22 protein-coding genes are annotated in these 24,572 nt (G+C 74.8%); 13 read left to right on the forward strand and 9 right to left on the reverse strand.

Features of this window, described 5'->3' with window-relative positions; translation table 11 throughout:
* The 3 genes from PHY01_RS09030 to PHY01_RS09040 are packed head-to-tail and all read left to right on the forward strand — an operon-like array spanning position 1 to position 2,312.
* Positions 1 to 642 carry a YdcF family protein gene (locus tag PHY01_RS09030; RefSeq protein ID WP_246085808.1) on the forward strand — a complete coding sequence of 214 codons (642 nt, stop codon included), beginning with the start codon at positions 1 to 3 and terminating at the stop codon, positions 640 to 642.
* Positions 643 to 646: 4 nt separating this feature from the next.
* Positions 647 to 1,894: a deoxyguanosinetriphosphate triphosphohydrolase gene (locus PHY01_RS09035; protein WP_141278099.1), complete on the forward strand. Its 1,248-nt coding sequence runs from the start codon at positions 647 to 649 to the stop codon at positions 1,892 to 1,894.
* Between the two features lie 7 nt (positions 1,895 to 1,901).
* Positions 1,902 to 2,312: a YccF domain-containing protein gene (locus PHY01_RS09040; protein WP_141278100.1), complete on the forward strand. Its 411-nt coding sequence runs from the start codon at positions 1,902 to 1,904 to the stop codon at positions 2,310 to 2,312.
* Here PHY01_RS09040 and PHY01_RS09045 read toward each other — a convergent pair.
* From PHY01_RS09045 to PHY01_RS09055, 3 genes are all read right to left on the reverse strand, one after another.
* The gene (locus tag PHY01_RS09045) at positions 2,291 to 3,007 is read right to left on the reverse strand and encodes an HNH endonuclease family protein (protein WP_246085793.1); all 717 of its coding nucleotides are present in this window, start codon (positions 3,005 to 3,007) and stop codon (positions 2,291 to 2,293) included. The genes PHY01_RS09040 and PHY01_RS09045 overlap by 22 nt on opposite strands.
* A gap of 124 nt (positions 3,008 to 3,131) precedes the next feature.
* The gene (locus PHY01_RS09050) at positions 3,132 to 4,448 is read right to left on the reverse strand and encodes a DEAD/DEAH box helicase (RefSeq protein WP_141278249.1); all 1,317 of its coding nucleotides are present in this window, start codon (positions 4,446 to 4,448) and stop codon (positions 3,132 to 3,134) included.
* Positions 4,449 to 4,822: 374 nt separating this feature from the next.
* Positions 4,823 to 5,728: a serine protein kinase RIO gene (locus PHY01_RS09055; protein ID WP_141278101.1), complete on the reverse strand. Its 906-nt coding sequence runs from the start codon at positions 5,726 to 5,728 to the stop codon at positions 4,823 to 4,825.
* A 241-nt stretch (positions 5,729 to 5,969) separates the two neighbouring features.
* On the opposite strand from PHY01_RS09055, the gene PHY01_RS09060 reads away from it, so the two are divergent.
* Entirely contained in the window at positions 5,970 to 7,109 is a 1,140-nt protein-coding gene (locus tag PHY01_RS09060) for a glutathione-independent formaldehyde dehydrogenase (RefSeq protein WP_141278102.1), read from the forward strand.
* Positions 7,109 to 8,026 carry an NADP-dependent oxidoreductase gene (locus tag PHY01_RS09065; protein WP_218030072.1) on the forward strand — a complete coding sequence of 306 codons (918 nt, stop codon included), beginning with the start codon at positions 7,109 to 7,111 and terminating at the stop codon, positions 8,024 to 8,026. Before PHY01_RS09060 ends, PHY01_RS09065 begins: the two co-directional genes overlap by 1 nt.
* Here the strand turns inward: PHY01_RS09065 and PHY01_RS09070 are convergent, their stop codons facing one another.
* Positions 8,027 to 8,506 carry a hypothetical protein gene (locus PHY01_RS09070; RefSeq protein ID WP_141278103.1) on the reverse strand — a complete coding sequence of 160 codons (480 nt, stop codon included), beginning with the start codon at positions 8,504 to 8,506 and terminating at the stop codon, positions 8,027 to 8,029. It lies immediately after the preceding gene.
* Positions 8,507 to 8,612: 106 nt separating this feature from the next.
* Between PHY01_RS09070 and PHY01_RS09075 the strand changes: the two genes are divergently transcribed.
* Positions 8,613 to 9,071, forward strand: a complete 459-nt coding sequence (locus tag PHY01_RS09075) for an ester cyclase (RefSeq protein WP_141278104.1) — start codon at positions 8,613 to 8,615, stop codon at positions 9,069 to 9,071.
* A 16-nt stretch (positions 9,072 to 9,087) separates the two neighbouring features.
* Here PHY01_RS09075 and yaaA read toward each other — a convergent pair whose 3' ends face one another.
* Positions 9,088 to 9,837, reverse strand: a complete 750-nt coding sequence (gene yaaA, locus PHY01_RS09080) for a peroxide stress protein YaaA (RefSeq protein WP_141278105.1) — start codon at positions 9,835 to 9,837, stop codon at positions 9,088 to 9,090.
* 169 nt (positions 9,838 to 10,006) lie between these two features.
* Here yaaA and PHY01_RS09085 point away from each other — a divergent pair, with 169 nt between their 5' ends.
* The 4 genes from PHY01_RS09085 (at position 10,007) to PHY01_RS09100 (ending at position 14,508) form a co-directional block, all read left to right on the forward strand.
* On the forward strand, positions 10,007 to 11,299 hold the full coding sequence (locus PHY01_RS09085; protein ID WP_141278106.1) for a bifunctional o-acetylhomoserine/o-acetylserine sulfhydrylase: 1,293 nt from the start codon (positions 10,007 to 10,009) through the stop codon (positions 11,297 to 11,299).
* A 7-nt stretch (positions 11,300 to 11,306) separates the two neighbouring features.
* A complete protein-coding gene (gene metX, locus PHY01_RS09090) occupies positions 11,307 to 12,443 on the forward strand; it encodes a homoserine O-acetyltransferase MetX (protein WP_246085794.1) in 1,137 nt (378 codons plus the stop codon).
* A 53-nt stretch (positions 12,444 to 12,496) separates the two neighbouring features.
* Positions 12,497 to 14,236 (forward strand): proline--tRNA ligase, encoded by a 1,740-nt coding sequence (locus tag PHY01_RS09095; protein ID WP_141278107.1) that lies wholly within the window; start codon positions 12,497 to 12,499, stop codon positions 14,234 to 14,236.
* 62 nt (positions 14,237 to 14,298) lie between these two features.
* Positions 14,299 to 14,508: a hypothetical protein gene (locus PHY01_RS09100; protein WP_141278108.1), complete on the forward strand. Its 210-nt coding sequence runs from the start codon at positions 14,299 to 14,301 to the stop codon at positions 14,506 to 14,508.
* Positions 14,509 to 14,512: 4 nt separating this feature from the next.
* Here PHY01_RS09100 and PHY01_RS09105 read toward each other — a convergent pair whose 3' ends face one another.
* Positions 14,513 to 16,318, reverse strand: coding sequence for a serine/threonine-protein kinase (locus PHY01_RS09105; RefSeq protein WP_141278109.1), 1,806 nt, complete (start codon positions 16,316 to 16,318; stop codon positions 14,513 to 14,515).
* 210 nt (positions 16,319 to 16,528) lie between these two features.
* Here PHY01_RS09105 and PHY01_RS09110 point away from each other — a divergent pair, with 210 nt between their 5' ends.
* Genes PHY01_RS09110 through PHY01_RS09120 form a run of 3 tightly spaced genes read left to right on the forward strand, consistent with a single transcriptional unit; the run spans position 16,529 to position 19,995 of the window.
* On the forward strand, positions 16,529 to 18,103 hold the full coding sequence (locus PHY01_RS09110; RefSeq protein WP_246085795.1) for an FAD/NAD(P)-binding protein: 1,575 nt from the start codon (positions 16,529 to 16,531) through the stop codon (positions 18,101 to 18,103).
* Positions 18,104 to 18,113: 10 nt separating this feature from the next.
* On the forward strand, positions 18,114 to 18,533 hold the full coding sequence (locus PHY01_RS09115; RefSeq protein WP_141278110.1) for a hypothetical protein: 420 nt from the start codon (positions 18,114 to 18,116) through the stop codon (positions 18,531 to 18,533).
* 1 nt (position 18,534) lies between these two features.
* Positions 18,535 to 19,995, forward strand: a complete 1,461-nt coding sequence (locus PHY01_RS09120) for an FHA domain-containing protein (protein ID WP_141278111.1) — start codon at positions 18,535 to 18,537, stop codon at positions 19,993 to 19,995.
* 3 nt (positions 19,996 to 19,998) lie between these two features.
* Here the strand turns inward: PHY01_RS09120 and PHY01_RS09125 are convergent, their stop codons facing one another.
* The 3 genes from PHY01_RS09125 to PHY01_RS09140 form a co-directional block, all read right to left on the reverse strand.
* Entirely contained in the window at positions 19,999 to 21,279 is a 1,281-nt protein-coding gene (locus tag PHY01_RS09125) for an HNH endonuclease signature motif containing protein (RefSeq protein ID WP_170183724.1), read from the reverse strand.
* A 195-nt stretch (positions 21,280 to 21,474) separates the two neighbouring features.
* Positions 21,475 to 22,056 carry a hypothetical protein gene (locus PHY01_RS09130; RefSeq protein ID WP_141278113.1) on the reverse strand — a complete coding sequence of 194 codons (582 nt, stop codon included), beginning with the start codon at positions 22,054 to 22,056 and terminating at the stop codon, positions 21,475 to 21,477.
* 368 nt (positions 22,057 to 22,424) lie between these two features.
* On the reverse strand, positions 22,425 to 24,494 hold the full coding sequence (locus PHY01_RS09140; protein ID WP_246085796.1) for a cation:proton antiporter: 2,070 nt from the start codon (positions 24,492 to 24,494) through the stop codon (positions 22,425 to 22,427).
* Positions 24,495 to 24,572 lie beyond the last annotated feature (78 nt).

The raw sequence follows: 24,572 nt of genomic DNA on the forward strand, positions 1-24,572 counted from the left end.
ATCCGGGCGCTTCGGCCCCGCGCGGGCTGGGTGGGCCGCGTCGTGATCGGCACGGTCGTGGTGGCCGCGCTGATCGTCGGCGGCACCGCGTTCCGGGTCTGGCAGGTCGCCCGCGTCGACGACCGCCGCCCCGTCGACGCCGTCGTGGTGCTGGGCGCGGCGCAGTACGACGGCGAGCCCAGCTCGATCTTCGCGTGGCGGCTGCGGCACGCGCAGGCGCTCTACGAGGAGGGCCTGGCCCCGTTGATCGTCACGACCGGGGGCTCCGCGGAGGGCGACGAGTTCACCGAGGCGCAGGCCGGTCGCGACTACCTGGTCGGCCGCGGCGTGCCGGCCGACGCGATCGTCGCGGTGGGGGAGGGGTCGGACACCCTGATGAGCCTGGAGGCCGTCGCCGACCGCGCCGACGCCGACGGCTGGAGCAGCGCGCTGGTCGTCAGCGACCCGTGGCACTCGCTGCGCGCCCGGACGATGGCCCGCGACGCCGGGCTCGACGCCTGGAGCTCGCCCACCCGCAGCGGACCGGCGGTGCAGACCCGGGAGACGCAGTTCCGCTACATCGTGCGCGAGACCGCGGCGCTGCTGTTCTACCGGCTGACCCACGCCTCGGTCGACACCGGCACGGACTCCGGCCTCGGCTGAGCACTTGTACACCGATCACGACCGCGAGCGGCTGCTCCCCGAGCCGCACAAGACCGGCAGCGAGCGGCGTACCCCGTTCTCCCGCGACCGCGCCCGCGTGCTGCACTCCGCCGCGCTGCGCCGCCTGGCCGGGAAGACGCAGGTCGTGGGGCCGGGGGAGGGCGCGGAGATCAGCGGCGTGCCGCGCACCCGGCTCACGCACTCCCTGGAGGTCGCGCAGATCGGGCGGGGGATCGCCGAGGAGCTGGGCTGCGACCCCGACGTCGTCGACACCGCGGGGCTGGCCCACGACATCGGGCACCCGCCGTTCGGCCACAACGGCGAGGTGGCGCTCGACCGGTGGGGCGCGGCCTGCGGCGGGTTCGAGGGCAACGCCCAGACGCTGCGCATCCTCACCCGGCTCGAACCCAAGGTCGACGACGGCGCCGCGACGGCCGGGCTGAACCTCACCCGCGCCACCCTCGACGCCTCCGCCAAGTACCCGTGGACGCGGCGGCCCGGGCTGGTCAAGTACGGCGCCTACGCCGACGACGCCGCCGTGCTCGCCTGGGTCCGCGACGGCGCACCGGAGTCCCGGCGCTGCATCGAGGCGCAGGTCATGGACTGGTCCGACGACGTCGCCTACTCGGTGCACGACGTCGAGGACGGCATCCTGTCCGGCCGCATCGACCTGGCCGCGCTCGGCTCGCCCGCCGAGCGCGCCGCGCTCGCCGACGCGGCGTCGTCGCACTTCGGCGCCGATCCCGACGCCCTCGAGGAGGCGGGCGCCGTGCTGCTCGCACTCCCCGTCGTCGACGCCGTGCGCGGGTTCGCCCCGCGCACCGCGCCCTCGTCGGCGCACGTCGCCCTCAAGCGGCTGACCAGCGAGCTGGTGGGCCGGTTCGTCCTGGCCGCCGTCGACGCCACCCGCGCGGTCCACGGCGACGGCCCGCTCACCCGGTACGCCGCCGACCTCGTCGTGCCGCCCCGGGCCGCGGCCGAGGTGGCCCTGCTCAAGGCGGTGGCGCTGCGCTACGTCATGAGCGACCCGCGGCGCCTGGCGATGCAGGGCCGCCAGCGGGCGCTGCTCACCGAGCTGGCCGACGCGCTGCTCGCCGGGGCGCCGGGCACGCTCGACCCGGTGCTGGCCGAGGACTGGCACGTCGCCGGGGACGACGCCGCCCGGCGCCGGGTGGTCGTCGACCAGGTGGCCGTGCTGACCGACCAGCAGGCGGTCGCGCGGCACGTCGCACTCACCGCACAACGGGCATAGTGGACGTGTGCGACTTCTCGGCAACGTCCTGTGGTTCCTGCTCGCGGGCTGGTGGCTGGCGATCCTCTACGCCGTCGCCGGGCTGATCGCCTGCGTGCTGATCGTCACGATCCCCTTCGGCATCGCCTCGTTCCGCCTGGCCGGGTACGCCCTGTGGCCGTTCGGGCGCCGGGTGGTGGTGCACCGCGGCGCGGGCGTGCCGTCACTGCTGGGCAACGTGCTGTGGATCGTGCTGTTCGGCTGGGAGCTGTTCCTCGCGCACGTGCTGGCCGGGCTGCTGCTGTGCGTCACGATCGTCGGGATCCCGTTCGGCGTCGCCTCGTTCAAGATGGCGGGCCTCGCGCTGGTGCCCCTGGGCACCCGCGTCGTCGACGCCGACCGCGACGAGCTGCCGGGCTACCGGGTCGCCGCGGCCTGACCCGCCGCCACCGTCGACACCGGGAGCGGCTCCCCGGGGCAGCCGTCGAGCACGCGGGCGATCGCGGCCGCCTCCGCCGCGGTGACCCACAGCCCGTAGGTCGCCTTCACCGCCACCTGCCGCGCCACGTAGGCACAGCGGTACCCGCGCGCGGGGGGCAGCCAGGTGGCCGCGTCGCCGTCGCCCTTGGCGCCGTTGGTCGGGCCGTCGACGGCGAGCAGGTTGAGCGGGTCGTTGGCGAACAGCTCGCGGGTCCGCGGGTCGAGCTGCTGGGCGCCGGTCTGCCAGGCGTTGGACAGCGACACGACGTGGTCGATCTGCACGTCGGCGCTGGTGGCCTCGCCGCGCAGGAACGGCACGCCGTCGCCGGTGTAGGGGTCGAGCAGGGCGCCGGAGACCACCACGCAGTCGCGGGTGCCCGGCCGGAACTCCACCGAGGACAGGTCGCGGGCGAGGACCTGGTTGCGCTGGTCGCAGCCGTCGCGGTCCACGTCGGCCCAGCGCTGGCCGAACTCGTCGCGCTCGTAGCCCGTCCGCGGGGCGCGCCCCTTGACCGGGAGGGCGGCCAGCGCGGTGGCGGCGTCGCCGGTCGGGGTGGGCGCGACCGGCTGCGTCGGCAGCCCGGTCAGCTCGAACCCGGCGCAGCCCGACAGCAGCAGCAGGGTCAACAGGATCGGGAGCAGGGACGGGCGCACCCGTCCCAGGATGACGTACCGGTGCGCCGGAGGCCGCCCGGCACGCCGCCCGGACGACGAACGGCGCGGCACCCCGGTGGGGCGCCGCGCCGTCGGGCGGAGCGTGGGTCAGGCGGAGCGTGGGTCAGGCGGCCGAGCGACGCCCGCCGGTGCGCGGACGTCCGCCGCGGGCCCCGCCGCGCGGGGCACCGGCGCCGGCGCCGGCGCCGGACGCACCGCGCGGGCGACGGCCGTTGCCGCGGGGCTGCTGTGCCGGCTTCGGCGGCTCCACGATCGGCACCCCGGACGGGACCCGGGCGCCGGTGACCGCGGTCAGCGCCGCGTCGCCCGGTGCGACGTCGGTGTGGGTGGCCTTGACCCCGGCGAGCCGGGTGAGGCGCTCGACGTCGCGGCGCTCCGGCGGCGTCACCATCGTGACGACGACGCCCGAGTCGCCGGCCCGGGCGGTCCGGCCCGCGCGGTGCAGGTAGTCCTTCGGGTCGGCGGGCGGATCGACGTGCACCACGAGCGAGACGTCGTCGACGTGGATGCCGCGGGCGGCGACGTCGGTGGCGACCAGCACGGGCGTCCGCCCGTCCTTGAACTCGGCGATGGCGCGGTTGCGGGCGTTCTGCGCCTTGCCGCCGTGCAGCGCCCCGGCGTTGACGCCCTCCCGGCGCAGGCCCTTGACCAGCCGGTCGACGCCGTGCTTGGTGCGCACGAACAGGATCGTGCGGCCGTCGCGGGCGGCGATCTCGGTGATCACCCGCGGCTTCGCCGACAGGTCGACGTGCAGCACGTGGTGGTCCATCGTGGCCACCTGCGCGGTGGACGACGCGATCGACCGGGTGACCGGGTCGGTGAGGTACTGGCGCACCAGCGTGCCGACCTCGCCGTCGAGCGTGGCGGAGAACAGCAGGCGCTGGCCGTCGGCCGGGGTGAGGTCGAGGATCCGGCGGACCTGGGGCAGGAAGCCCATGTCGGCCATCCGGTCGGCCTCGTCGATCGCGGTGATCTCGACGCCGGACAGGTCACACGTGCGCTGCGTGGTGTGGTCGGTGAGCCGGCCGGGGGTGGCGACCAGCAGGTCGATGCCCCGGTTGAGCTCGCTGACCTGGCGGTTGAACGACATGCCGCCGACGACCGAGGTGGTGGTGAGGCCGAGCGCCCGCGCGAACGGGGTGAGCGCGTCGACGACCTGCGTCGCCAGCTCCCGGGTGGGCACCAGCACCAGCCCGCGCGGGCGGCGGGCCTGCGAGCGGCCACCGGCCAGGCGCGAGAGCAGCGCGAGGCCGAAGGCGAGGGTCTTGCCGGAGCCGGTCTGGCCGCGGCCGAGCAGGTCGCGCCCGGCGATCGTGTCGGGCAGCGTGGCGGCCTGGATCGGGAACGGCTCGGTGAAGCCCTCCACGGCCAGGGCCTTGACGACCGGCTCGGGCAGCCCGAGCTGGGCGAAGGTGGGCATGCCGGACTCCGGCACGGTCCACAGCACCTCGGGGGGCGCGGGCGCGGCGGGGGCCGACGGCCGGGCCGGGCCGCGGGAGCGGCCGCCCGAGGAGGGGCGCCCACCGCCGGAGCGGCGCGGGCGCGGGCTCGCCGGCGAGAACTGCACACGGCGAGAAGAACTGGGGGAAGACAAGAAAGGAACCTCCGGGACGTGGCACGTCAGCACGGAGAGGCAGCGCCGAGATGGCGGCGGCTGAGATCTCGAGGGACGAGCCCGGGCGCAGACGTTGCGCCCTGGTGGGTACTGCGGGTGCGCCTTCGGGGGACGGCCACGTGGGCCGGGCCGGGCGCTCGTGATCGAGTCTAACCGCCCGGCCCGGCACCGCTCGCCACCTAGGCTGTGACACCCCCCATGCCCAGCGCCCGCCGCAGCTCGGCGAGCAGCTCGTCGGGCCCGCCGACCTCCGGCGGCAGCCCCCGTGCGACGAACCACCCGCCGATCCGGCGCACGTCGCGGGCCAGGAAGTCCGGGCCCTGCGGGTTGCCGACGACGTCGACGACCTGCGGCAGGTCGATGAGCACCAGCCGGTCGCGGTGGACCAGCACGTTGTAGGCGGACAGGTCGCCGTGCGTCAGGCCGTGCCGGGCGAGCCCGAGCACGGCGTCGACGAGCTGGTGCCACAGATCACACAGCTGCGCGGCGTCGGGACGGCACCGGTCGAGCCGGGGCGCGGCCGTGCCGTCGGGGTCGCCGACGAACTCCATGAGCAGCTCCGTGCCGGAGCACTGCACCGGATACGGCACCGCCACGCCGTGGCTCCACAGCAGCGACAGCGCCGCGAACTCCGCGTCCGCCCACTGCCCGGCGAGCAGGTCGCGGCCGAACGCGGTGCGGTGCGCCATCGCACGGGTCTCGCGGGAGCGCCGCACGCGGCGGCCCTCCTGGTAGCCCGCGTCGCGGTGGAACATGCGGTGCTCGGCGGTGCGGTAGCGCTTGACCGCCATCACCGCGCGACGCCCGGTGCCGGGCACCGCGCGTTCCAGCAGGCCGACGTCGGCCTCCTTGCCGGACTTGACGGTGCCCAGCTCGGTGTCGACCGCGGCGTGGTCGGTGACCACCCAGTCCGGCCGGGGCTCGGGCCCGTGCCGGGCGCCGTCCCAGGTGGACCAGCGGTCGCCCTCGGACGGCCCGTCGGCGTCCTCGCCTGCGCGCTCGTCGAGGGTGGAGAGGTCGATCCGCCCGCGGCGGACCGGGATGTCGTCGTCGAAGCGGCGACGCTTGCGGGTGGGCTCGTACAACGGGGGTCTCCTGGTGAGGACGCCCCGGTGATCGAGTCAGCGCGGGGCGGGGATCGGACGGGCGCACGCACGTCCGGCGACAGTCGTGGACATCACGCACACCTCCGATCGCTCTCGAACCAGGGCAGACCCTCGCGCACCGACCGCGACGCGCACAACCGGATTTCCGGTCGGGGTTTCGCCGAGCCGGGCGCGGGTACCCGTTCCATGCCCACCACCGCATCTATCGAGAGGAGATCCTGTGAAGGGACTCGTCTACCAGGGCCCGTTCTCGGTGAGCGTCGAGGACGTTCCGGACGCCCGGATCGAGGCGCCGACCGACGCCGTCGTCCGGATCACGACCACCAACATCTGCGGGTCCGACCTGCACATGTACGAGGGCCGCACCGACGTCGAGCGGGGCAAGGTGCTCGGCCACGAGAACATGGGGATCGTCGAGGCCGTCGGTGACGCCGTCGGCCGGGTCCAGGTCGGCGACCGCGTTTCGCTGCCGTTCAACATCGCCTGCGGCACCTGCGCCAACTGCGTCAAGGGCCTGACCGGGTTCTGCCTGCGCGCCAACCCGGGCAGCGCGGGCGCCGCGTACGGCTACGCGAGCATGGGCCCCTACGACGGCGGCCAGGCCGAGTACCTGCGCGTGCCGTGGGCCGATTACAACGCGCTCGTGCTGCCCGCGGGCACCGAGCACGAGAACGACTACACGATGCTGTCGGACATCTTCCCGACCGGCTGGCACGGCGTGGAGCTGGCGAAGATGCAGCCCGGCGAGAACATCGTGATCTACGGCGCCGGGCCGGTCGGGCTGATGGCCGCGCACGCCGCGCAGATCAAGGGCGCCGCGCAGGTGTACGTCGTCGACCAGCAGGCCGACCGGCTGAAGCTGGCCGAGCAGCTGGGCGCGACCGCGATCGACCGCAGCTCGGGCGACGCCGTCGAGAAGCTCACCGAGCTGACCGGCGGCGGGGCCGACCGCGGCGTCGACGCCGTGGGCTACCAGGCCCACGAGATCGACGGCGTCGAGCACCCGGAGATCGTGCTCAACGAGCTGGTGCAGGTGGTCAAGCCGACCGGCGGCATCGGCGTGGTCGGGGTCTACGTCCCCGAGGACCCGGGCGCGGAGGGCGAGCTCGCCAAGCAGGGCAAGCTCGCGTTCGACTTCGGCACCTTCTTCTTCAAGGGCCAGTCGATGGGCACCGGCCAGTGCAACACCAAGCAGTACAACGCGGGCCTGCGCGACCTGATCACCGAGGGGAAGGCGACGCCGGGGTTCCTGGTCAGCCACGAGATGCCCCTGTCCGAGGCGCCGCAGGGCTACGACCACTTCGACAAGCGCGAAGAGGGCTGGACGAAGGTCGTGCTGCACCCGGGGAGCACCGCCTGATGCGGGCCTACGTGTTCACGCGCTACGGCGGCGCGGAGAACCAGGAGTTCCAGGACCTGCCGACGCCCGAGCCCGGCCCGTCGGAGGTGCGCATCGCGGTGTGCGCGGCCGGGGTCAACCCGGTCGACTGGAAGATCCGCGCCGGCTGGATGCGCGATGACATGGCACTCGACCTGCCGGCCCCGCTCGGCGTCGAGGCAGCAGGCGTCGTGGAGGCGGTCGGTCAGGACGTCGACGGGTACTCGGTGGGCGACGAGGTGTTCGGCAGCACGGCGACCGGCTCCGGCGGCTACGCCGAGCAGGCCCTGCTGAGCGCGGCCGCGACGGCCCGCAAGCCCGCCGGGCTGCCGTTCACCACGGCCGCGGTGCTGCCGGTGGCCGCGGCCACCGCCTACGACGGGATCGGGCAGCTCAAGCTCGACCCCGGCACGACGCTGCTGATCAACGGCATCGGCGGGGGAGTGGGGGTGATGGCGGCGCAGGTCGCCCGCGACCGCGACATCACCGTGGTCGGCACCGCATCGGAGGACAAGCGGGCGCTGGTGGAGAGCCTCGGCGCGATCCTCGTCCCGTACGGCGCCGACACCGCCGACCGCGTGCGCCAGATCCTCCCCGACGGCGTCGACGCGGTCCTCGACCTCGTCGGCGGGGACGCCCTGCGCGCGGTGGCCGGGCTGTCCCGTGACCCGGGGCGGGTCGTGTCGGCGGCCGACCCGGTCACCGTCGTGGAGGTGGGCGGGTCGCCGATCGAGCGGGACCGTACCTCCACCGTGCTCGACGCCGTGGTCGCGCTCGTCGTCGCCGGGAAGATCGACCCGCACGTGGCCGAGGTGTTCCCCCTCGACGACGCCGCGGCCGCGCTGCAGGCCGTGGAGGCCGGGCACGCCCGCGGCAAGGTCGTGCTCGAGATCGGGTGATCAGGACGGGCGGGGCTGCATGAGGTCCCAGACGGCCGCGGTCGCCAGGCCGTAGGCGAGGTGGGGGACCAGGTCCGAGACCCAGGAGCCGGCCGGCCACTCGCGGGGATCGGTGATGCCGAACGCGGCCATCGGGCCGGTGGTGCCCACGTTGGCCACCACCCCCGCACCGACACCGAGCACGGCCAGCGGAACCCGGCCCAGCCGCGGGCGGACCGCGCCGTAGATCGCGCCGGTGCCCAGCCCGGCGGCGATGCCGAGCAGGGCGCCGACGCCCGAACGCCGGTTGGCGGCCTCGTCACTGTCCGGCCCGTCGGTCGACAGCGTGGCCCCGGTGAGCTTCTCCGCCCCGCGGACCGTGTCCTCGGGGGTGGTACTGGCCGGCCGGGCCCGCGCGACCATGTCGAGGTAGGTGACGAGGTTGAGGGCCGTCGTCCCGGCCGCGCCTGCGGCGACCCCGGTGAGCAGATTGCGCATCATGGGACGGCGGTACCCGGCCCGGTCGCGGTCCACACCGGACGGGGCCCGATGTGAGCGATCTCCGGTCTGGGTGTGTGCCGGCGTTCGACCCGGGTAGTCACCTCCCATGACGAAGGAACAGAACATCGCCACGCAAGAGAAGGCCTCCACGCACATCAACGCCGGGGAGATCGACGCGGCGATGGACGTCCTGTTCGCCGTCGACGCGGTCGACCACGACCCCGCTCCGGATCAGGGTCCGGGCAGGGAGGGCTTCCGCGGCTTCTTCCGCACCCTGACCACCGGGTTCCCGGACGCGCATCTCGAGCCGCAGACGATGGTCGTCGACGAGGAGAACGTCGCGTTCGCCTACACCCTCACCGGCACGCACCGGGGTGAGTTCAACGGCGTCGCGGCGACCGGGAAGCGCATCGAGGTCCGCGGGCTGCAGATCGGCCGCTTCGTCGACGGGCAGATCGTCGAGCGGTGGGGCGCCACCGACGAGGCCGGCATCATGCAGCAGATCGGCGCCGCCCGGGGAGCGGACAAGGGCCTGGTCGACAAGCTCAAGGGCGCGTTCAACTGACCCCGGCGTCCGGGTCTCAGGCCGGCACGACCACGTGCAGCGCCGAGGGACCCGGGCGTTCGACGCGCATCCCGGCGCGGCGGGCGATCGTCGCCACCGCGGCCGCGTCGGCGGGCTCCGCGCGGGTGCCGGCGAGCAGCCGGGCCAGCCGCCCCTTGTGCGCCTTGTTGAAGTGGCTGATCACCGTGCGCGTGCCGTCGGGGCGCTCGGCGAGCACGTCGACGTCGATCGCGCCCGGCACGCGCGCGAGTGCGGCGTAGGAGCCCGAGCGCAGGTCGACGACCAGCTCGCCGTCGGCGACGGCGCGCAGCACCGGTTCCAGCAGCGGCCGCCACGCGGCGGCCAGGGTGCCGCGGCCGGGCAGCGCCGACCCGGCGGAGAGGCGGTAGGCCGGGATCGGGTCGCCCGCGCGCAGCAGCCCGAACAGCGCCGATCCGACGGCGAGGCGCTCCACGGCCCGGCCGGCGGCGGCGCCCCGCAGCGAGCGCACGTCGAGGGCGTCGTAGAGGACGCCGGTGTAGCGGTGCAGCGCGGGCGCGGTCGGGGCGGTCCACAGCGCGGCGTTGCGGGCGATCTCCGCGTCCTGCCGGGGGGAGAGGCCCAGCGCGGCGCGGGAGGCGTCGACGTCGGAGGCGAGCCCGACGAGGGCGTCGACGAGCTCGGTGCGCAGGGGGTGGAGTTCCGGGTGGCTCAGGGCGTCCAGCGCCAGCGGTGGGCCGTCGCCCCCGTCGGTCTTCGTCTCCGACGGCGGGAGCAGCACGAGCACCCCCGAACGGTAGACGTGCGTTGTGCCGCGGTGACGGGCCGGTTACCGTCGCGTTCGTGATCCGTCTCGTGACCCGCCGGCATGTGGACTACATGCGCGTCACGAGCTCGGCCTGTCGACCCGGCCGCTGACCCGCACCCCCCACGACCACCCCTCCCTGGAGACAACTGTGTCCGAATCCTGGTCCTTCGAGACCAAGCAGGTCCACGCCGGTGCCGCCCCCGACCCCACCACCGGCGCCCGGGCGACCCCGATCTACCAGACCACCGCCTACCAGTTCCGCGACACCGACCACGCGGCCGCGCTGTTCGGGCTGGCCGAGTTCGGCAACATCTACACGCGGATCATGAACCCGACCCAGGACGTCGTGGAGCAGCGCGTCGCGGCGCTGGAGGGCGGGGCCGCGGCCGTCGCGCTCGCGTCCGGGCAGTCCGCCACCACCCTGGCGATCCTCAACATCGCCGAGTCGGGCTCGCACATCGTCTCCAGCACCGCGCTCTACGGCGGCACCTACAACCTGTTCCACTACACGCTGCCCAAGCTGGGCATCGAGGTGTCCTTCGTCGACCCCGACGACCTCGACGCCTGGCGCGGCGCCGTGCGGGACAACACCAAGCTGTTCTTCGGCGAGACCGTGGGCAACCCGCGCAACAACGTGCTCGACATCCGGGCCGTCGCCGACGTCGCCCACGAGCTCGGCCTGCCGCTGCTCGTCGACAACACGGTCCCGACGCCCTTCCTGCTGCGTCCCATCGAGCACGGCGCCGACATCGTGATCCACTCGGCCACCAAGTTCCTGGGCGGGCACGGCACCGCGATCGGCGGCGTCGTCGTCGACTCGGGCACCTTCCCGTGGACCGAGCACTCCGACCGGTTCCCCGGCCTCACCACGCCCGACCCCAGCTACCACGGCGCCGTGTTCACCGACGCCGTCGGCCCGATCGCCTACGCGATCAAGCTGCGGGTGCAGCTGCTGCGCGACATCGGCCCGGCCATCGCGCCGCTCAACAGCTTCCTGCTCATCCAGGGCATCGAGACGCTGTCGCTGCGCATGGAGCGCCACACGTCCAACGCGCAGGCGCTGGCCGAGTGGCTGGAGGCGCGCGACGAGGTGGAGACGGTGTACTACGCGGGGCTGCCGTCGAGCCCGTTCCACGCGGCCGCGCAGAAGTACCTGCCGCGCGGCGCGGGGGCCATCGTGGCGTTCGACATCGTCGGCGGGGTCGAGGCCGGCAAGAAGTTCGTCGACGCGCTCGAGCTGCACAGCCACCTCGCCAACATCGGTGACGTGCGCAGCCTGGTGATCCACCCGGCCAGCACCACCCACAGCCAGCTCACGCCGGAAGAGCAGGCCGAGACCGGAGTCACCCCGGGCCTGGTGCGGCTCTCGGTGGGCCTGGAGCACGTCGAGGACCTCAAGGCCGACCTCGACGCCGGGTTCCGGGCAGCCAAGGGGGCATGATCAGGGCGTGACGACGACCCTGCACTCCCCTCCCGCCACCGGTGCGTGGCGGGAGGGGGACGACCCCGGACGGCGGCGGTGGACCGCCCCGTTCGCGATGCGCGTCGAGTCCGGGGCCGAGCTGCCCGAGGTGCGCATCGCCTACGAGACGTGGGGCGAGCCGAACGCCGACCGCTCCAACGCGGTGCTGGTGCTGCACGCGCTGACCGGTGACACCCACGTCACCGGTCCGGCCGGGCCCGGCCACCCCACACCCGGCTGGTGGGACACCCTCGTCGGACCGGGCACCCCGCTCGACCCGGCGCGCTGGTTCGTCGTGGCGCCCAACGTCCTGGGCGGCTGCCAGGGCAGCACCGGACCCTCGTCGGCGGCCGCCGACGGCAGGCCGTGGGGCAGCCGGTTCCCGGTGCTGACCCCGCGCGACGCGGTCGCCGCGGAGGTCGTGCTGGCCGACGCGCTGGGGATCGACGCGTGGGCGCTGGTCGTCGGCGGGTCGATGGGGGCGATGCGCGCGCTGGAGTGGGCGGTCTCGGAGCCCGACCGGGTGCGGCGGCTGGGCCTGCTGGCCGGTCCCGCGGCCACCTCGGCCGACCAGATCGGCTGGGCGGCACCGCAGATCGCGGCGATCCGCGCCGACCCCGGCTGGCACGGGGGCGACTACCACGACGCCGCCCCCGGTGCGGGCCCGCACCGCGGCCTGGGCATCGCGCGCCGGATCGCGCACCTGAGCTACCGCAGCGGGTTCGAGCTGGGCGAGCGCTTCGGCCGCGCCCCCCAGGAGGGCGAGGACCCGTGGCGGGGCGGGCGGTACGCGGTGGAGAGCTACCTCGACCACCACGCGGCCAAGCTCGTCCACCGCTTCGACGCCGGCTCCTACGTGCGGCTGACCGAGATGATGAACGCCCACGACGTGGGTCGCGGCCGCGGCGGGGTCGCGGCGGCGCTGGCCCGGGTGCGCGCGGCCACGCTGGTGGGCGGCGTCAGCTCCGACCGGCTCTACCCGCCCGAGCAGCAGGCCGAGCTGGCCGCGGGCATCCCGCGATCGGGCCCGGCACGCATCATCGACTCGCCCTACGGCCACGACGGGTTCCTCATCGAGGCCGACGCGGTCTCGGCGATGATCGGGGAGCTGCTCGCCACGTGACGGGGGCGCAACCGGGGTGAACCGGCCCGGGGGGCGTCGCTACTGTTCTCCGGGTGCTGACCAGGATGTCGTCGTTGTTCCTCCGGACCCTGCGCGAGGACCCGGCCGACGCGGAGGTACCGAGCCACAAGCTGCTCGTCCGCGCCGGCTACGTCCGCCGCGTGGCGCCGGGGATCTACACCTGGCTGCCGCTCGGGCTGAAGGTGCTGCGCGCCGTCGAGCAGATCGTGCGCGAGGAGATGGACGCCATCGGCGCCCAGGAGATCCAGCTGCCCGCGCTGCTGCCCCGTGAGCCCTACGAGGCCACCGGCCGCTGGACCGAGTACGGCCCCAACCTGTTCCGGCTCAAGGACCGCAAGGGTGCCGACTACCTGCTCGGGCCCACGCACGAGGAGCTGTTCACGCAGGTCGTGAAGGGTGAGTACAGCTCGTACAAGGACTACCCGGTCACGCTCTACCAGATCCAGAACAAGTACCGCGACGAGGCGCGCCCCCGCGCGGGCATCCTGCGCGGGCGCGAGTTCCTCATGAAGGACTCCTACTCCTTCGACCTCACCGACGAGGGACTCTCGGCGTCCTACGCCGCGCACCGCGCCGCCTACGTCAGGATCTTCGACCGGCTCGGGCTGGACTACGTCGTCGTCGCGGCCACGTCCGGGGCGATGGGCGGCTCGGCGTCGGAGGAGTTCCTGGCCGTCGCCCCCACCGGCGAGGACACCTTCGTGCAGAGCCCGGGCGGCTACGCGGCCAACGTCGAGGCCGTCACGACCCCGGCGCCCCCGGCGATCCCGCTCGACGGACTGCCCGCCGCGCAGGCCCACCACACCCCCAACACCCCGACCATCGAGTCGCTGGTGGCGTTCCTCAACGGGGCGGGGCTGGGTCGCGCGTTCACCGCCGCCGACACCCTGAAGAACGTGCTGCTCAAGACCCGCGCGCCGGGGCAGACGGAGTGGTCGCTGCTCGGCGTCGGGGTGCCCGGTGACCGCGAGGTCGACATGAAGCGCATGGAGGCCGCGCTCGACCCCGCCGAGGTCGCGCTGCTCGACGACGCCGACTTCGCGAAGCACGCGTTCCTGGTCAAGGGCTACATCGGTCCGGTGTCGCTGGCCGCCAACGGCGTGCGCTACCTCGTCGACCCCCGGATCGTCACCGGCACCGCGTGGGTCACCGGCGCCGACAAGGCCGACCACCACGTCGTCGACCTGGTGGCGGGGCGGGACTTCACCCCCGACGGCACCATCGAGGCCGCCGACGTCCGCGAGGGCGACCCGGCCCCCGACGGCTCCGGCCCGCTGTCCGCCGCCCGCGGCATCGAGATCGGGCACGTGTTCCAGCTGGGACGCAAGTACGCCGACGCCGCGCAGCTCGACGCCCTGGGCCCGGACTCCAAGCCCGTCCGGATCACGATGGGGTCCTACGGGATCGGCGTATCGCGGCTCGTCGCGGTGATCGCCGAGCAGAACCACGACGACTCCGGCCTGCTCTGGCCCGCCGCCGTCACCCCCTACGACGTGCACGTCGTCGTCGCGGGCAAGAACGAGGAGATCACCACCGGCGGCGCCGCGCTGGCCGCCGAGCTGGAGGCCGCCGGGCTGCGCGTGCTGCTCGACGACCGCAAGGCCTCCCCGGGGGTCAAGTTCGCCGACGCGGAGCTGGTCGGCGTGCCGACGATCGTCGTCGCCGGGCGCGGCCTGGCCACCGGCGTGATCGAGGTCAAGGACCGCCGCACCGGCGAGCGGGTCGAGGTCCCGCTGGCCGACGCGGTCGAGTTCTTGACATCGACGGGTTGATTACTGGACGGTTGCGCCGAGGCGTCGGGGGTCGGCGCGGTTCGGGGGTACCGATGAGGTTCGTGGTGCGCGGTGTCGGCGCCATCGTTCTCGCGTGCGGGATTGCCGTCGGGGGTGGCTCGGTCGCCTACGCCGGCGTCGCCGACCCCGACTTCGGCGCGATGTCGGCACCGAGCCACAGCAAGACCGGCACGGCGAAGTCGGACCCGGGGAAGAGCAACCCCGCGGCCGGCTCGCAGCGGCCGCCGACCGTCACGAACAGGCCGCGCTGAGGTCTCACCGCTCCGCGACGAAGTCGACCGAGAGCCACCAGTCGTACAACGCCGCGGCCTGGCCGGTGTCGGACACGACGTAGCCGATGGCCACGGCCGCCTCGTCGGTCCAGAACAGCGTCGAGACGCCGCTCGAGTCCGTGAAGCAGGCGGCCTGCCCGCCCGCCAGGTTCTCGTCCGCGCGAGAGTAGGTCGCCCGGGCGGTGGCGGTCCCCCGGCACGTGGTCAGCTCGACGGGCGAGCCGGTGATGCCACCGTCGACGGCGAGGGCATCGAACGCCGCGTCCAGCTCCTGGATCGAGGCGTAGCGGGCGAAGCTGGCGCCGGTCGGTCCCGTACCCGTGGTGGGAGGGCCTGCACAGACGACGAACGCCGTGGCGCCGTCGAGCAGGTCGGGCGCACAGTTCGACGGCCCGTACCCGGCCGGCAGCTCCGCCAGCAGCAGGTCGGTCTCGGGCGTCGACGCAGTGGTGGTCGGCGGCGGGGCGCTGGTCGGCGGGGCGCTGGTGACCGGCGCCGCGGACGTGGTCGGCGGGGTGACGGGGGTCCCGCCGCCGCCGGCCGTCACGAACCAGACGATCGCCCCGCCCACGACGGCGAGCGTGGCGACCACCGCGATCGCGACCAGTGCCGTGCGATCCTTCTTCGGCGGCTGCGGGTGGGACGGGTAGGACGGGTGCGACGGGTGCGAGCCGCCGCCCCAGTTCGGCTGGCCGTAGGCGGTCTGCTGGCCGTACCCCGGCTGGGCGCCGTAGGCGGGCTGCTGGCCGTAGGCGGGCTGGGTGCCGTACGCGGGGGGCTGGGCCGCGGCGCCCCAGGGGTTCGACGGGTACTGCGGGTTCGACGGGTTCGACGGCGCGTTCCACCCCGGCGGGATGACGGCGGTGCCGGGCTTGACCAGGTCGGGCTTCGAGGTGGCCCCGAAGGCGACGGTGGTGCCGGACGCGTTCGGGTCGGTGCCCCAGCCGCCGATCTCGGCACGGGCCGCGGCGGCGAGGGCACCCGCACTGGCCGGGCGCTGCGCCGGGTCCTTGGCCATGCCGCGGGCGACGACCTGGTCGAGCCCGCTGGGCAGGTCGGGTCGGGTGCTGCTGGGCCGCGGCGGCGGGGCGTTGAGGTGGGCGTTCATCAACGTCGCCATGTCGCCCTCGTACGGGGGCCGCCCGGTGAGGGCCTGGTGCAGCACGCAGGCCAGCGCGTAGACGTCGGCGCGGGGGTCGCCCTCGACGCCGGAGAACCGCTCCGGCGCGATATAGGCCAGCGACCCGGGCATGGTGCCCGCGCGGGTCAGCGCCGGGTCCTCGCCGACGCCCTCCTGGGCGCGGGCGATGCCGAAGTCGAACAGGTAGGCGAACACCTCGCGGTCGACGTCGGCCCCGTGCACGCCCGCGAGCAGCACGTTGGACGGCTTGACGTCGCGGTGGACCAGTCCCTCGGCGTGCGCGGCGTCGAGCGCGGCGGCGATCTGGGAGACCACCGACACCGCGGCGACCGGCGGCATCGGCCCGTGCGCCTTGAGCCAGGACGCGAGGTCAACGCCCTCGACCAGGCGCATGTCCAGGTAGAGCCGGCCGTCGATCTCGCCGAAGCGGTGGATCGGGACGATGTGCGGCTCGCGCAGCCGCGCCGCCGAGCGGCACTCCCGCCGGAACCGCTCCTGGTACTCGGTGTCCTCGGCGAGATGCGGGGGCAGCACCTTGAGCGCGACGGTGCGGTCGGTGTCCGTGTCGTGGGCGCGGTACACCTCACCCATGCCGCCCCGACCGAGGAGCGCCTCGATGCGGTACGGCCCGAACGTCGAGTCCAGCACGTCGATCTCCCCATCCTCTGCCGGTACACCCCGGCGCGACCTTAGACCCGTCGTCGATCGTGGATGCTGTCGTCGCGGCCGTCGCGGGTGCTACCACTCCGGTGCACCGAATGGGTAACACCCGTTGCCGGGACCGGTCCCGGGGACGGCAGGATGTGATCCGCTCGCCCGCCGGGTCCCCCGGCGGGGGTACGAGGTGGGAGCGGGCGAATGCGACAGGACACGATCCGGCTGCCGGGCCCGGCGGTGGCGCCGGACCCGGGTCCCGGGGCGGTGCGCCCGGGGGACCTGACCCCGGAGCTCATCGCCACCGACTGGTGGTCCGACGACGCGGTCTCCCGCGCCGGGATCCCGGTCGTCGACGTGCCGTTCGTGTCGGTCGGCGGGGGGATCGGCTCCTTCGTGACGGTCGACTACCTGCGGATCTGCGGTGTGCCGACGTCGGCGATCCGGGTGCTCACGCAGCTGGAGAGCCCGTGGGAGAGCTACGAGTACCTCACCCGTGTCTCGCAGATCCCGCGCGGTGAGCGGCTGCGCAGCGACTCGGCGTCGTGTCCGGACAACATCTGGGGGTTCCCCAGCTACGCGGTGCGCGAGGCGCTGGCCACGAGGTCGCCGAGATCGCTGTGGAACGTGCTGGTCGAGCCGATCCTCGCCGACTACTACACCCCCAAGGCCGGGCAGGCCTTCGAGTCGATGGAGCGCGAGCACGACCGCATCGACTACGCCTCGACGGTGGTCAAGGGCCAGGTCCGGATGGTGCGCCGGCGGGTCGGCGGCGGCTACTTCACGATCCTCATCCCGGCCGAGGGCACCAGCCCGACGCGGCGCGTGGCCTACCGCAGCCGGTACGTGCACGTCGCCGTCGGCTACCCGGGGCTGAAGTTCCTGCCCGACCTCATGGAGTACCGCGAGCGCCACCGCGACTACGGCAGCGTCGTCAACGCCTACGAGCCGCACGAGCAGATCTACCAGCGCCTGGCGGCCGCGCCGGGCACGGTGCTGGTGCGCGGCGGCGGGATCGTCGCCTCCCGGGTGCTGCAGCGGCTGATCGACGACCGCGACGCCCGCGGCCTGCAGACGCAGATCCTGCACGTGTTCCGCACGTTCGTGACCGGGGCGCACGGCCCGCACGTCTGGATGCGCCGCCGCGGCGGCGACGGCTGGGCCTACCAGGGCTTCAACTACCCCAAGTCGGTGTGGGGCGGGCAGCTCAAGGCGCGGGTGCGCAAGCTGGAGGGCCAGGAGCGCGCCGCGCTCTACGCGCAGTTCGGCGGCACCAACACCCCGATCCGCCGCAACTGGCAGGAGCAGCTGCGCCGCGGCCGCCGCGAGCGCTGGTACCACGCCTTCCAGGGCGAGATCACCGGCCTGACGCCCGGGCCCTCGGGCACCGTCCACGCCGCGCTGCGGACGGCGAACGGGCCGCAGGACGTGCAGGTCACCGCCGTCATCGACTGCACGGGGCTGGAGGCCGACATCCGGGAGCACCGCGTGCTGGCCGACCTGCTCGACCACGGCGGCGCCGGTCGCAACCCGCTGGGCCGCCTCGACGTCGAGCGCAGCTTCGAGGTCCGCGGCACCCGCAGCGAGCCGGGCCGGATGTACGCCTCGGGCAGCGCCACCAACGGTGGCTACTTCCCGGGCGTCGACACGTTCCTGGGCCTGCAGATCGCCGCCCAGGAGATCGCCGACGACCTGGAGGCGCTCGGCTTCTGCGCCCGGCTCGGGCCCGTCCGCTCCACCCACCAGTGGTGGCTGTGGGCGCGCGGCCGGAAGATCTGAGGGGACGGACGTGCTGCCCACCCTGAACGGACGCATCCAGACCCGGGTGTTCGTCCTGCTCGTCGTCGGCGGGCTGTGGACGCTGCTGGTCAGCCCGCTGATCGGCCAGCCCTACGGCGTCACCTTCGTCGTGCTGCTCGCCGTCGTCGTGCTCGGCGTCGGCTGGGAGCTGCTCTACCACCTGATCCAGCAGTTCCGCTGGGAGAAGGACTGGCCGACGCTGTTCGGGCTGCTCACCGCGGTCAACGAGGGCGCGCTGCTGTGGGCGCTGATCTCGGCGGGCGCGGTGCCCGGGGTGCCGCGGGAGGTGCCGTTCGGCGCGTTCCTCGTACAGTTCCTCAGCACGTGGATCATCGTGTGGCTGGTGGTGAACGGGCCGATGCGGGTGCCGTTCGTCCACTGGCGGTTCCGGGGCGGGAGGTTGATCTGAGGTGAACGCGTCGGTCGACGGGCGCGCGGTCGTGCTGGCGGGCGACGGGCTCGTCGCCCGCCTCCCGGGGCTGCTCTGCGTCGCGCGCTGCCCCGAGGCCGAGCCGCTGGCCCGCCTGCTGACGCACTGCCGCGCCGCCTCGGGGCCCGAACCGGGCCGCACGCTCGCCCGCCGCCTCGCCGGATGGCTCACCGGCCCCGACGCCCCGCCCGACTCGCTGGTCTTCGGCACCGTCTCCGCCGCCGGGGGCGCGGTCGCGGTGTTCCTGTCCGGCGCGGTCGCCGCCCGGGTGGGCGACGTGGCGCTGTCCGGGGCCGAGTCCGCCGCCTGGACCGACCGGCTCGTCCCGCCCGGCCCGGTGCGCCTGGCCCTCGACGGCGTCGGGCCCGCTCCCGCCGCGCACGCCGTCCTGCTCGACCTGCGTGAGGGCGTCGTCGCCGGGGGCGGGGTGGAGGTGGGGGCCCCGGCCCCGGCGTCGGCCCCGGCTCCGGCCAGGGAGGACCCCGGCGCCCCCGTCCAGTCCTGGCCGGTGGACGCCCGGCCGCGCACGCTGAACGCCCAGCCCACGCTGATCGGGATGGAGCCTGCGGACGCCGGGACCGACCCCGCCGTCGCGCGTACCGGGGCGCCGCAGGCCGGGCCCGTCGACGTCCCGACCGCCCCGCCGGGCGCGGTCGCCGCCCCGGGCCGGGACGCCGGTCCCGGCCCGTCCACCGCGCCGGCCCCGGGCCCCGGCCCGGCCACCGCGCCGGCGCCCGGCCCGGCGCCGTCGCCCGGCCCGGCGGGACCGGGGCCCGCCGTCGCGCTCGGGAAGGAGCCGGGCGGCCCCCCCCGGGCCCGCCCCGCGCCCCGCCGGACCGACGCCATCCTCGGGGTGGCGCCCGACGAGCCGCCGCGCCCGCCGCTGGAGGCGGGGGAGTCGGCGGGCACCGGCACGCGCTCGCTGTCGGGCGGCCCGTCGACGGCCGAGCTCTCCGGGCCCAAGCCGGGCGAGGCGCGGGGCCATCTGTGCTCGCGCGGGCACCTCAACGACCCCCGCTCGCACTTCTGCGTGCTGTGCGGGATCCGGATGAACGAGCGCACCGGCGTCCTGGTCATCGGCTCGCGCCCGCCGCTGGGCCTGCTGGTGTTCGACGACGGCGCCACCTACACCGTCGACGCCGAGTACCTGGTGGGCCGGATGCCGGAGTCCGACGAGCGGGTGCGCAGCGGCGGGCTGCGCTCCATCGTGGTGGAGGACCGCTCCGGTGCGGTGTCGCGCGTGCACGCCGAGGTGCGGGTGGACAACTGGGACGTCGTCCTCGTCGACTCGGGCTCGCGCAACGGCACCTTCGTCGCCTCGCCGGGCGACCCGGCCTGGACCCCGGTGCCGCCCGGCCGGTCACACCGCCTGGAGCCGGGCATGCGGGTGCGGCTGGGCGGCCGGACGTTCGTGTTCGAGTCGCCCTCCGGCGTGCGCTGACGCTCACGCCACCAGGTGGACCGGGGCGTTGCGGCGTGGTGTCCGGTCCGGGTCGATCCACCGTGGCGGGACGAACTCCGGCAGTCCGTCACGGATCCGGACCAGCCAGTCGCAGTGATGGACCTGCCGGTGGTGGGCCCGGCAGAGCATCACCAGGTTGCCCAGCTCGGTGGGCCCGCCGTGGGCCCAGTGCCGTACGTGGTGCACCTCGCACCAGGAGGGTGGCCGGTCGCACCCGGGGTGGGCGCAGCCACGGTCGCGGACGGTGACCGCCCGGCGGAGCCCGTCGGGGATCGTCCGCTTCCCGCGGCCCACGTCCAGCGGCTGCCCGGCGCCGTTCATCACGACGGGGACGACGCCGGCGTCACACGCCAGCGCGCGCAGCGCGCCGGGGGTGAGGGTGCCGCCGAACTCCAGCGTGGCCGCCCGGGCCCGCCGCTCGAGATCCTCGAGCCGGACGATCACGGTGAGCTGCGGGCGCCGGCCACCGACCTCGGGCAGGTCCCTGCCGTGGGCCAGCACGTGTGCGCACACGTCGGCCAGCGCCTCGGCCTGTCGCTGCGGGGCCGTCCGGTGGTCGTCGGAGGTGAGCGGCGCGGCCTGCGCGTCGATGACGGCGGCGATCGCGTCGAACAGCGCGGCGTCGGAGTACCGGCCCCTGATCGACCCACCGGCCCCACCGCGGTGGCGGACCAGCCGGAGCTCGTTGTTCGGCGGCGCGGTGTCGTCGGGCTCGGCGCCGTCCTCGTCGAGCCGCTCGACCAGCGTGGTCCCGAAGGTCTCCAGCTGCCCGGAGTTCAGCGTCGTGGCGGCGACGGCGAGCTGGGCCTCGGCCCCGCTCCAGCGCTCCGGCGTCAACCGCCGGGCGGCCGGGGTGGACAGCACCCGGCCGATGACCTCGACGTGCCGCAGCGCGACGTCCCCCGCGGAGAACGCCGCCGCGGTGGCCGGTAACCGCGCCGGCAGCGGCTCGCCGCCCAGGGTGGCGCGGCGATGGACGTCCGTGGCGGCGACGACGTGCCGGCGCGCCTCGCGCCCGGTCCAGCCCAGCAGGTCGGCCAGGGCGCGGGCGGTGCAGGTGTAGCCACGGGTCAGGAACACGCCCCGCTGGTCGAGCGTGGCGACCGCCGAGACGGAGATCGCGTCGACCCGCCGGGAGAGGCCCTCGCACAGCGTCAGCACCGAGACGAGGTCGGTGTCCGAAGCGGTCCGGGTGGCCGTCGCGAGCTCCTCCAGCGCGGCAGCGAGGTGCTGGTGCGCGGCTCGGAGGGGGTCGGGGGCCATGCTTCTAGTGTAGTCGAACACATGTTCGATATGCGACCGATCGTCGCAGCTCGGAGGCCGTTCGACGCACGGTGCCCGCGCTGGGATGGGGGAGGACGGGATCAGCATGGCCGTGTGCTGATGCAGCCGTGACGGGCGTTGTCCGCGCCCGTGTCGACTCCGCCGACCACCGGGGCAGGCGAGAGCGGGGAGGTCTCAGCTGGAGGCGCCGCTGGTTGTCGGCTCCACGAGCGGCGCCGTCGTCGGTGGCGTCTCGCTCATCGGCGGCGGGGCCGACGGATCGGGAGTTCCCTCGGGCATCGTCGGCGTCGGCTGGAGCGTCGGCTGGGGTGTTGGAGCAGTGGTCACGGTTCGATCCGTCAGGCATCGCCACAGCACCTGGGAGCCCTGCTCGGGCGGCAAGATCCTGATGTCGACCACGCCCTCGTCGGCGGATCCCTCGTTGCACGGCAGACCTTCGAGGTCGTCGAGGCTCTCGATCCCGCCACCGGCGGGACCCCGCGGACCTCGCGGCCCGGCCGGGCCGGGAAGGCCGGCTGCCTGGCTCAGGGTCACCGCGTACTCCGCGAAGTACCCGTGACCGGTACGACAGCCCTGGCCGCGGGCGGGATCGACGACCCGCAGCGCGCCGGTCCGCTGCTGCACGCAGCCGTGGATGCCGGCGGTGTCACGGCTGGGGCCGCCGGCGTAGGCGACCGCGGTGATCGTGCCGGCCGCGAGCACCCCCGCGGCAGCGCAGGACAGGGCGAGAAGGACTCGACGGGACGGCCTGATCACGACACTCCGATGATGCGGATCGGCCCGACGTCGGGGGAGCGTCGTCAGCCGAACTGGTACGGGGGGCGCACCTGGATCGTCGTCGGGATGGCCGGTGTTACCCGTACCGAGGACGATCTCCTGGGAGGTCGGGGTCGACCTGGCCGCCGGGAACTACGAGACCACCGGCGAGGCACCGTGCTACCGGGCCCGGCGAGTACGACGAGACCCGCGCTGCGCACACCGGGGGCTGCCGGCCCGACGACCCGCCGACCGTGACCGCTGCCGATCGGTTCGACGCGATCGCTCCCACGCCCGCCGCCGGCCGGGCCGGCGGGCGACCTGCCGCTTCCCGTGTGGTGGCGTGCCGGCGGCATCGGCCGCAGCGGTCAGGGCGTCGTCTCCGCCGCGACGGTGCCGGGGGCGGGGGCGGGGGTGACCGTGATCCGGGCGACAGCCTGGTCGAGGTCCTCGTCCACGTCCGCCCCCGACGGCCGCACCCGCAGCACCACCGCCCGGTCCCCGAGGTCGGCGGGTGCCTCGGCCGAGTCGGGCAGCACCACGACCGCGGCCTGCGCGGTCTCACCGGGGCGGGCGGGCCGGGCCGTGACGCCGCGGCGGGTGAGGGCCTCGGCCGCGGCCCCGGTACGGCGGGTGCCGCCCCGGCCGTCGGACGAGTCGACGGCGACCTCGTCGGCGGTACGCAGCGCCAGGTGCGCGGCCACGCGCAGCGTCGCCCGCCCGCCCGCGGCCCCGTCGACCAGCGCCACGGGCGTCCCGCCCGCGGACTCCCCGGGGCCGAACGCGGCCACGACGACGGTGGTCTCGGGCACCGCGGCCAGCGCGGCCACCGCCGCGTCGCCGTCGCCGGTGAGCAGCACGAGATCGGCGTCGAGGGTGGCGGCGAGCGCGGCGGGGTCGGTGCCGAACCGGGCCACGACCGACGCCGGCGTGCCGCACGCCGCCAGCTCCCGCGCGAGGACGCGCAGCTCGTCACCGGCGGCGGCGATCATCCCCAGCTCGGCCCCGAGCCCGCTGGCCACCTCCAGCTCCACCTGCGCGGGCAGCAGCCGGCACAGGACGACGCGGGCGGGGTGCTCGCGGCCGGTGAGGTCGCGCGCCAGCTCGGCGACGCGCCGCCCGTCCGCCGGGTCGTCGACGACGGCGAGCACCGTGTACGCCTCGACCTCGCCCAGCTCGGCCCGCTCGGCCGCGGCCAGCTCGCGGGCCAGCACGCGGTCGGGGTAGACGACCTTCATCAGCGGGCCCGTCATGGCCGTCGTCACCAGGGCCATGATCACCATGAGCGTGAACATGGCGGGGCTGAGCACGCCGAGCTGCAGCCCGACCTGCAGGATGACGATCTCGGTGAGCCCGCGGGTGTTCATCAGCACGCCCAGCGCCGTCGACTGCCGACGGGGCAGGCCCTGCGTGCGGGCCGCGACCGAGGCCCCGAGGAACTTGCCGGCGATCGCCGCCACCAGGATCAGCGCGAGCTGCCAGATCCCGCCCAGGCCGAGCGCGCCGACGTCGACCTGCAGCCCGGCCACCACGAAGAACACCGGCAGCAGCAGGAGCAGGCTCACCTGCTCCAGCCGCTCCAGGATCTCGCGGGTGAGCGCGGCGGCGTCGCGCCGCGGCATGATCGCCCCGAACAGGAACGCCCCGAAGATCGCGTGCACGCCGATGATCTCGGTGATCCAGGCCGAGGCGAGCAGCCCGGCGAGGACGATCGCGAGGATGTCCGGGGTGAGCCGCCCCGCCCGGGCGTGCCAGGCCACCAGCCGGCCCAGCAGCGGCCGGACCCCGAAGAACATGACCAGGGCGAACAGCAGCGTCCATCCCATGATCACCAGCGCGCCGCCGGCGCTGCCCCCGGCCGCCACCGCGACGACGACGGCCAGCAGCGTCCAGCCGATCACGTCGTCGATCGCGGCACATGCCAGCGCGAGAACCCCGGTCGGCGTGCGCTGCATCCCCCGCTCGGTGAGGATCCGGGCCAGCACGGGCAGCGCGGTGATCGACATCGCGACGCCCATGAACAGCACGAACGGCAGCGGGGCGACGGACTCCGCGTGGAAGGGGTACAGGACCACCGCGACCCCGACGCCGAGCGCGAACGGCAGCACCACCGACCCGGCCGCGACGGCCCCCGCGGCCCGGCGCCGCCCGCGGATCAGCGAGAGGTCGACCTCCATCCCGACGATGAACATGAACAGCGCGAGACCCAGCTGGGCGATCACCGCCAGGAACGGGCGGACCTCGGCGGGGAACAGCAGCTGGTCGAGATCGCCGGGGAACGCGCCGAGCAGCGTCGGCCCGAGCGCGATGCCGGCGACGATCTCGCCGATCACCGCGGGCTGCCCGAGCCGCCGGAACAGCCGCCCCATCAGCCGCGCCGCGACCACCACGATCGCCACGTCGAGCAGGACGTAGGCGATGACGTGCTTCATGTCCATCCGGGTGCCCTCCCTCGGAGCGCGCGTATGTTAGCGGCCACCGCCCGGGAGCCCACCCGGTGCGACGACCTGTCGAGG

The sequence above is a fragment of the Pseudonocardia hydrocarbonoxydans genome (assembly GCF_006539565.1).
GTDB classification, from domain to species: Bacteria; Actinomycetota; Actinomycetes; order Mycobacteriales; family Pseudonocardiaceae; genus Pseudonocardia; species Pseudonocardia hydrocarbonoxydans.

What these genes read in the sequence shown, in the direction of transcription:
- PHY01_RS09050 (WP_141278249.1), bottom strand. Translation starts at nt 4,448, where the DNA reads ATGCCCACCTTCGCCCAGCTCGGGCTGCCCGAGCCGGTCGTCAAGGCC.
- PHY01_RS09065 (WP_218030072.1), top strand. Translation starts at nt 7,109, where the DNA reads ATGCGGGCCTACGTGTTCACGCGCTACGGCGGCGCGGAGAACCAGGAG.
- PHY01_RS09070 (WP_141278103.1), bottom strand. Translation starts at nt 8,506, where the DNA reads ATGATGCGCAATCTGCTCACCGGGGTCGCCGCAGGCGCGGCCGGGACG.
- PHY01_RS09075 (WP_141278104.1), top strand. Translation starts at nt 8,613, where the DNA reads ATGACGAAGGAACAGAACATCGCCACGCAAGAGAAGGCCTCCACGCAC.
- PHY01_RS09110 (WP_246085795.1), top strand. Translation starts at nt 16,529, where the DNA reads ATGCGACAGGACACGATCCGGCTGCCGGGCCCGGCGGTGGCGCCGGAC.
- PHY01_RS09125 (WP_170183724.1), bottom strand. Translation starts at nt 21,279, where the DNA reads ATGGCCCCCGACCCCCTCCGAGCCGCGCACCAGCACCTCGCTGCCGCG.
- PHY01_RS09140 (WP_246085796.1), bottom strand. Translation starts at nt 24,494, where the DNA reads ATGGACATGAAGCACGTCATCGCCTACGTCCTGCTCGACGTGGCGATC.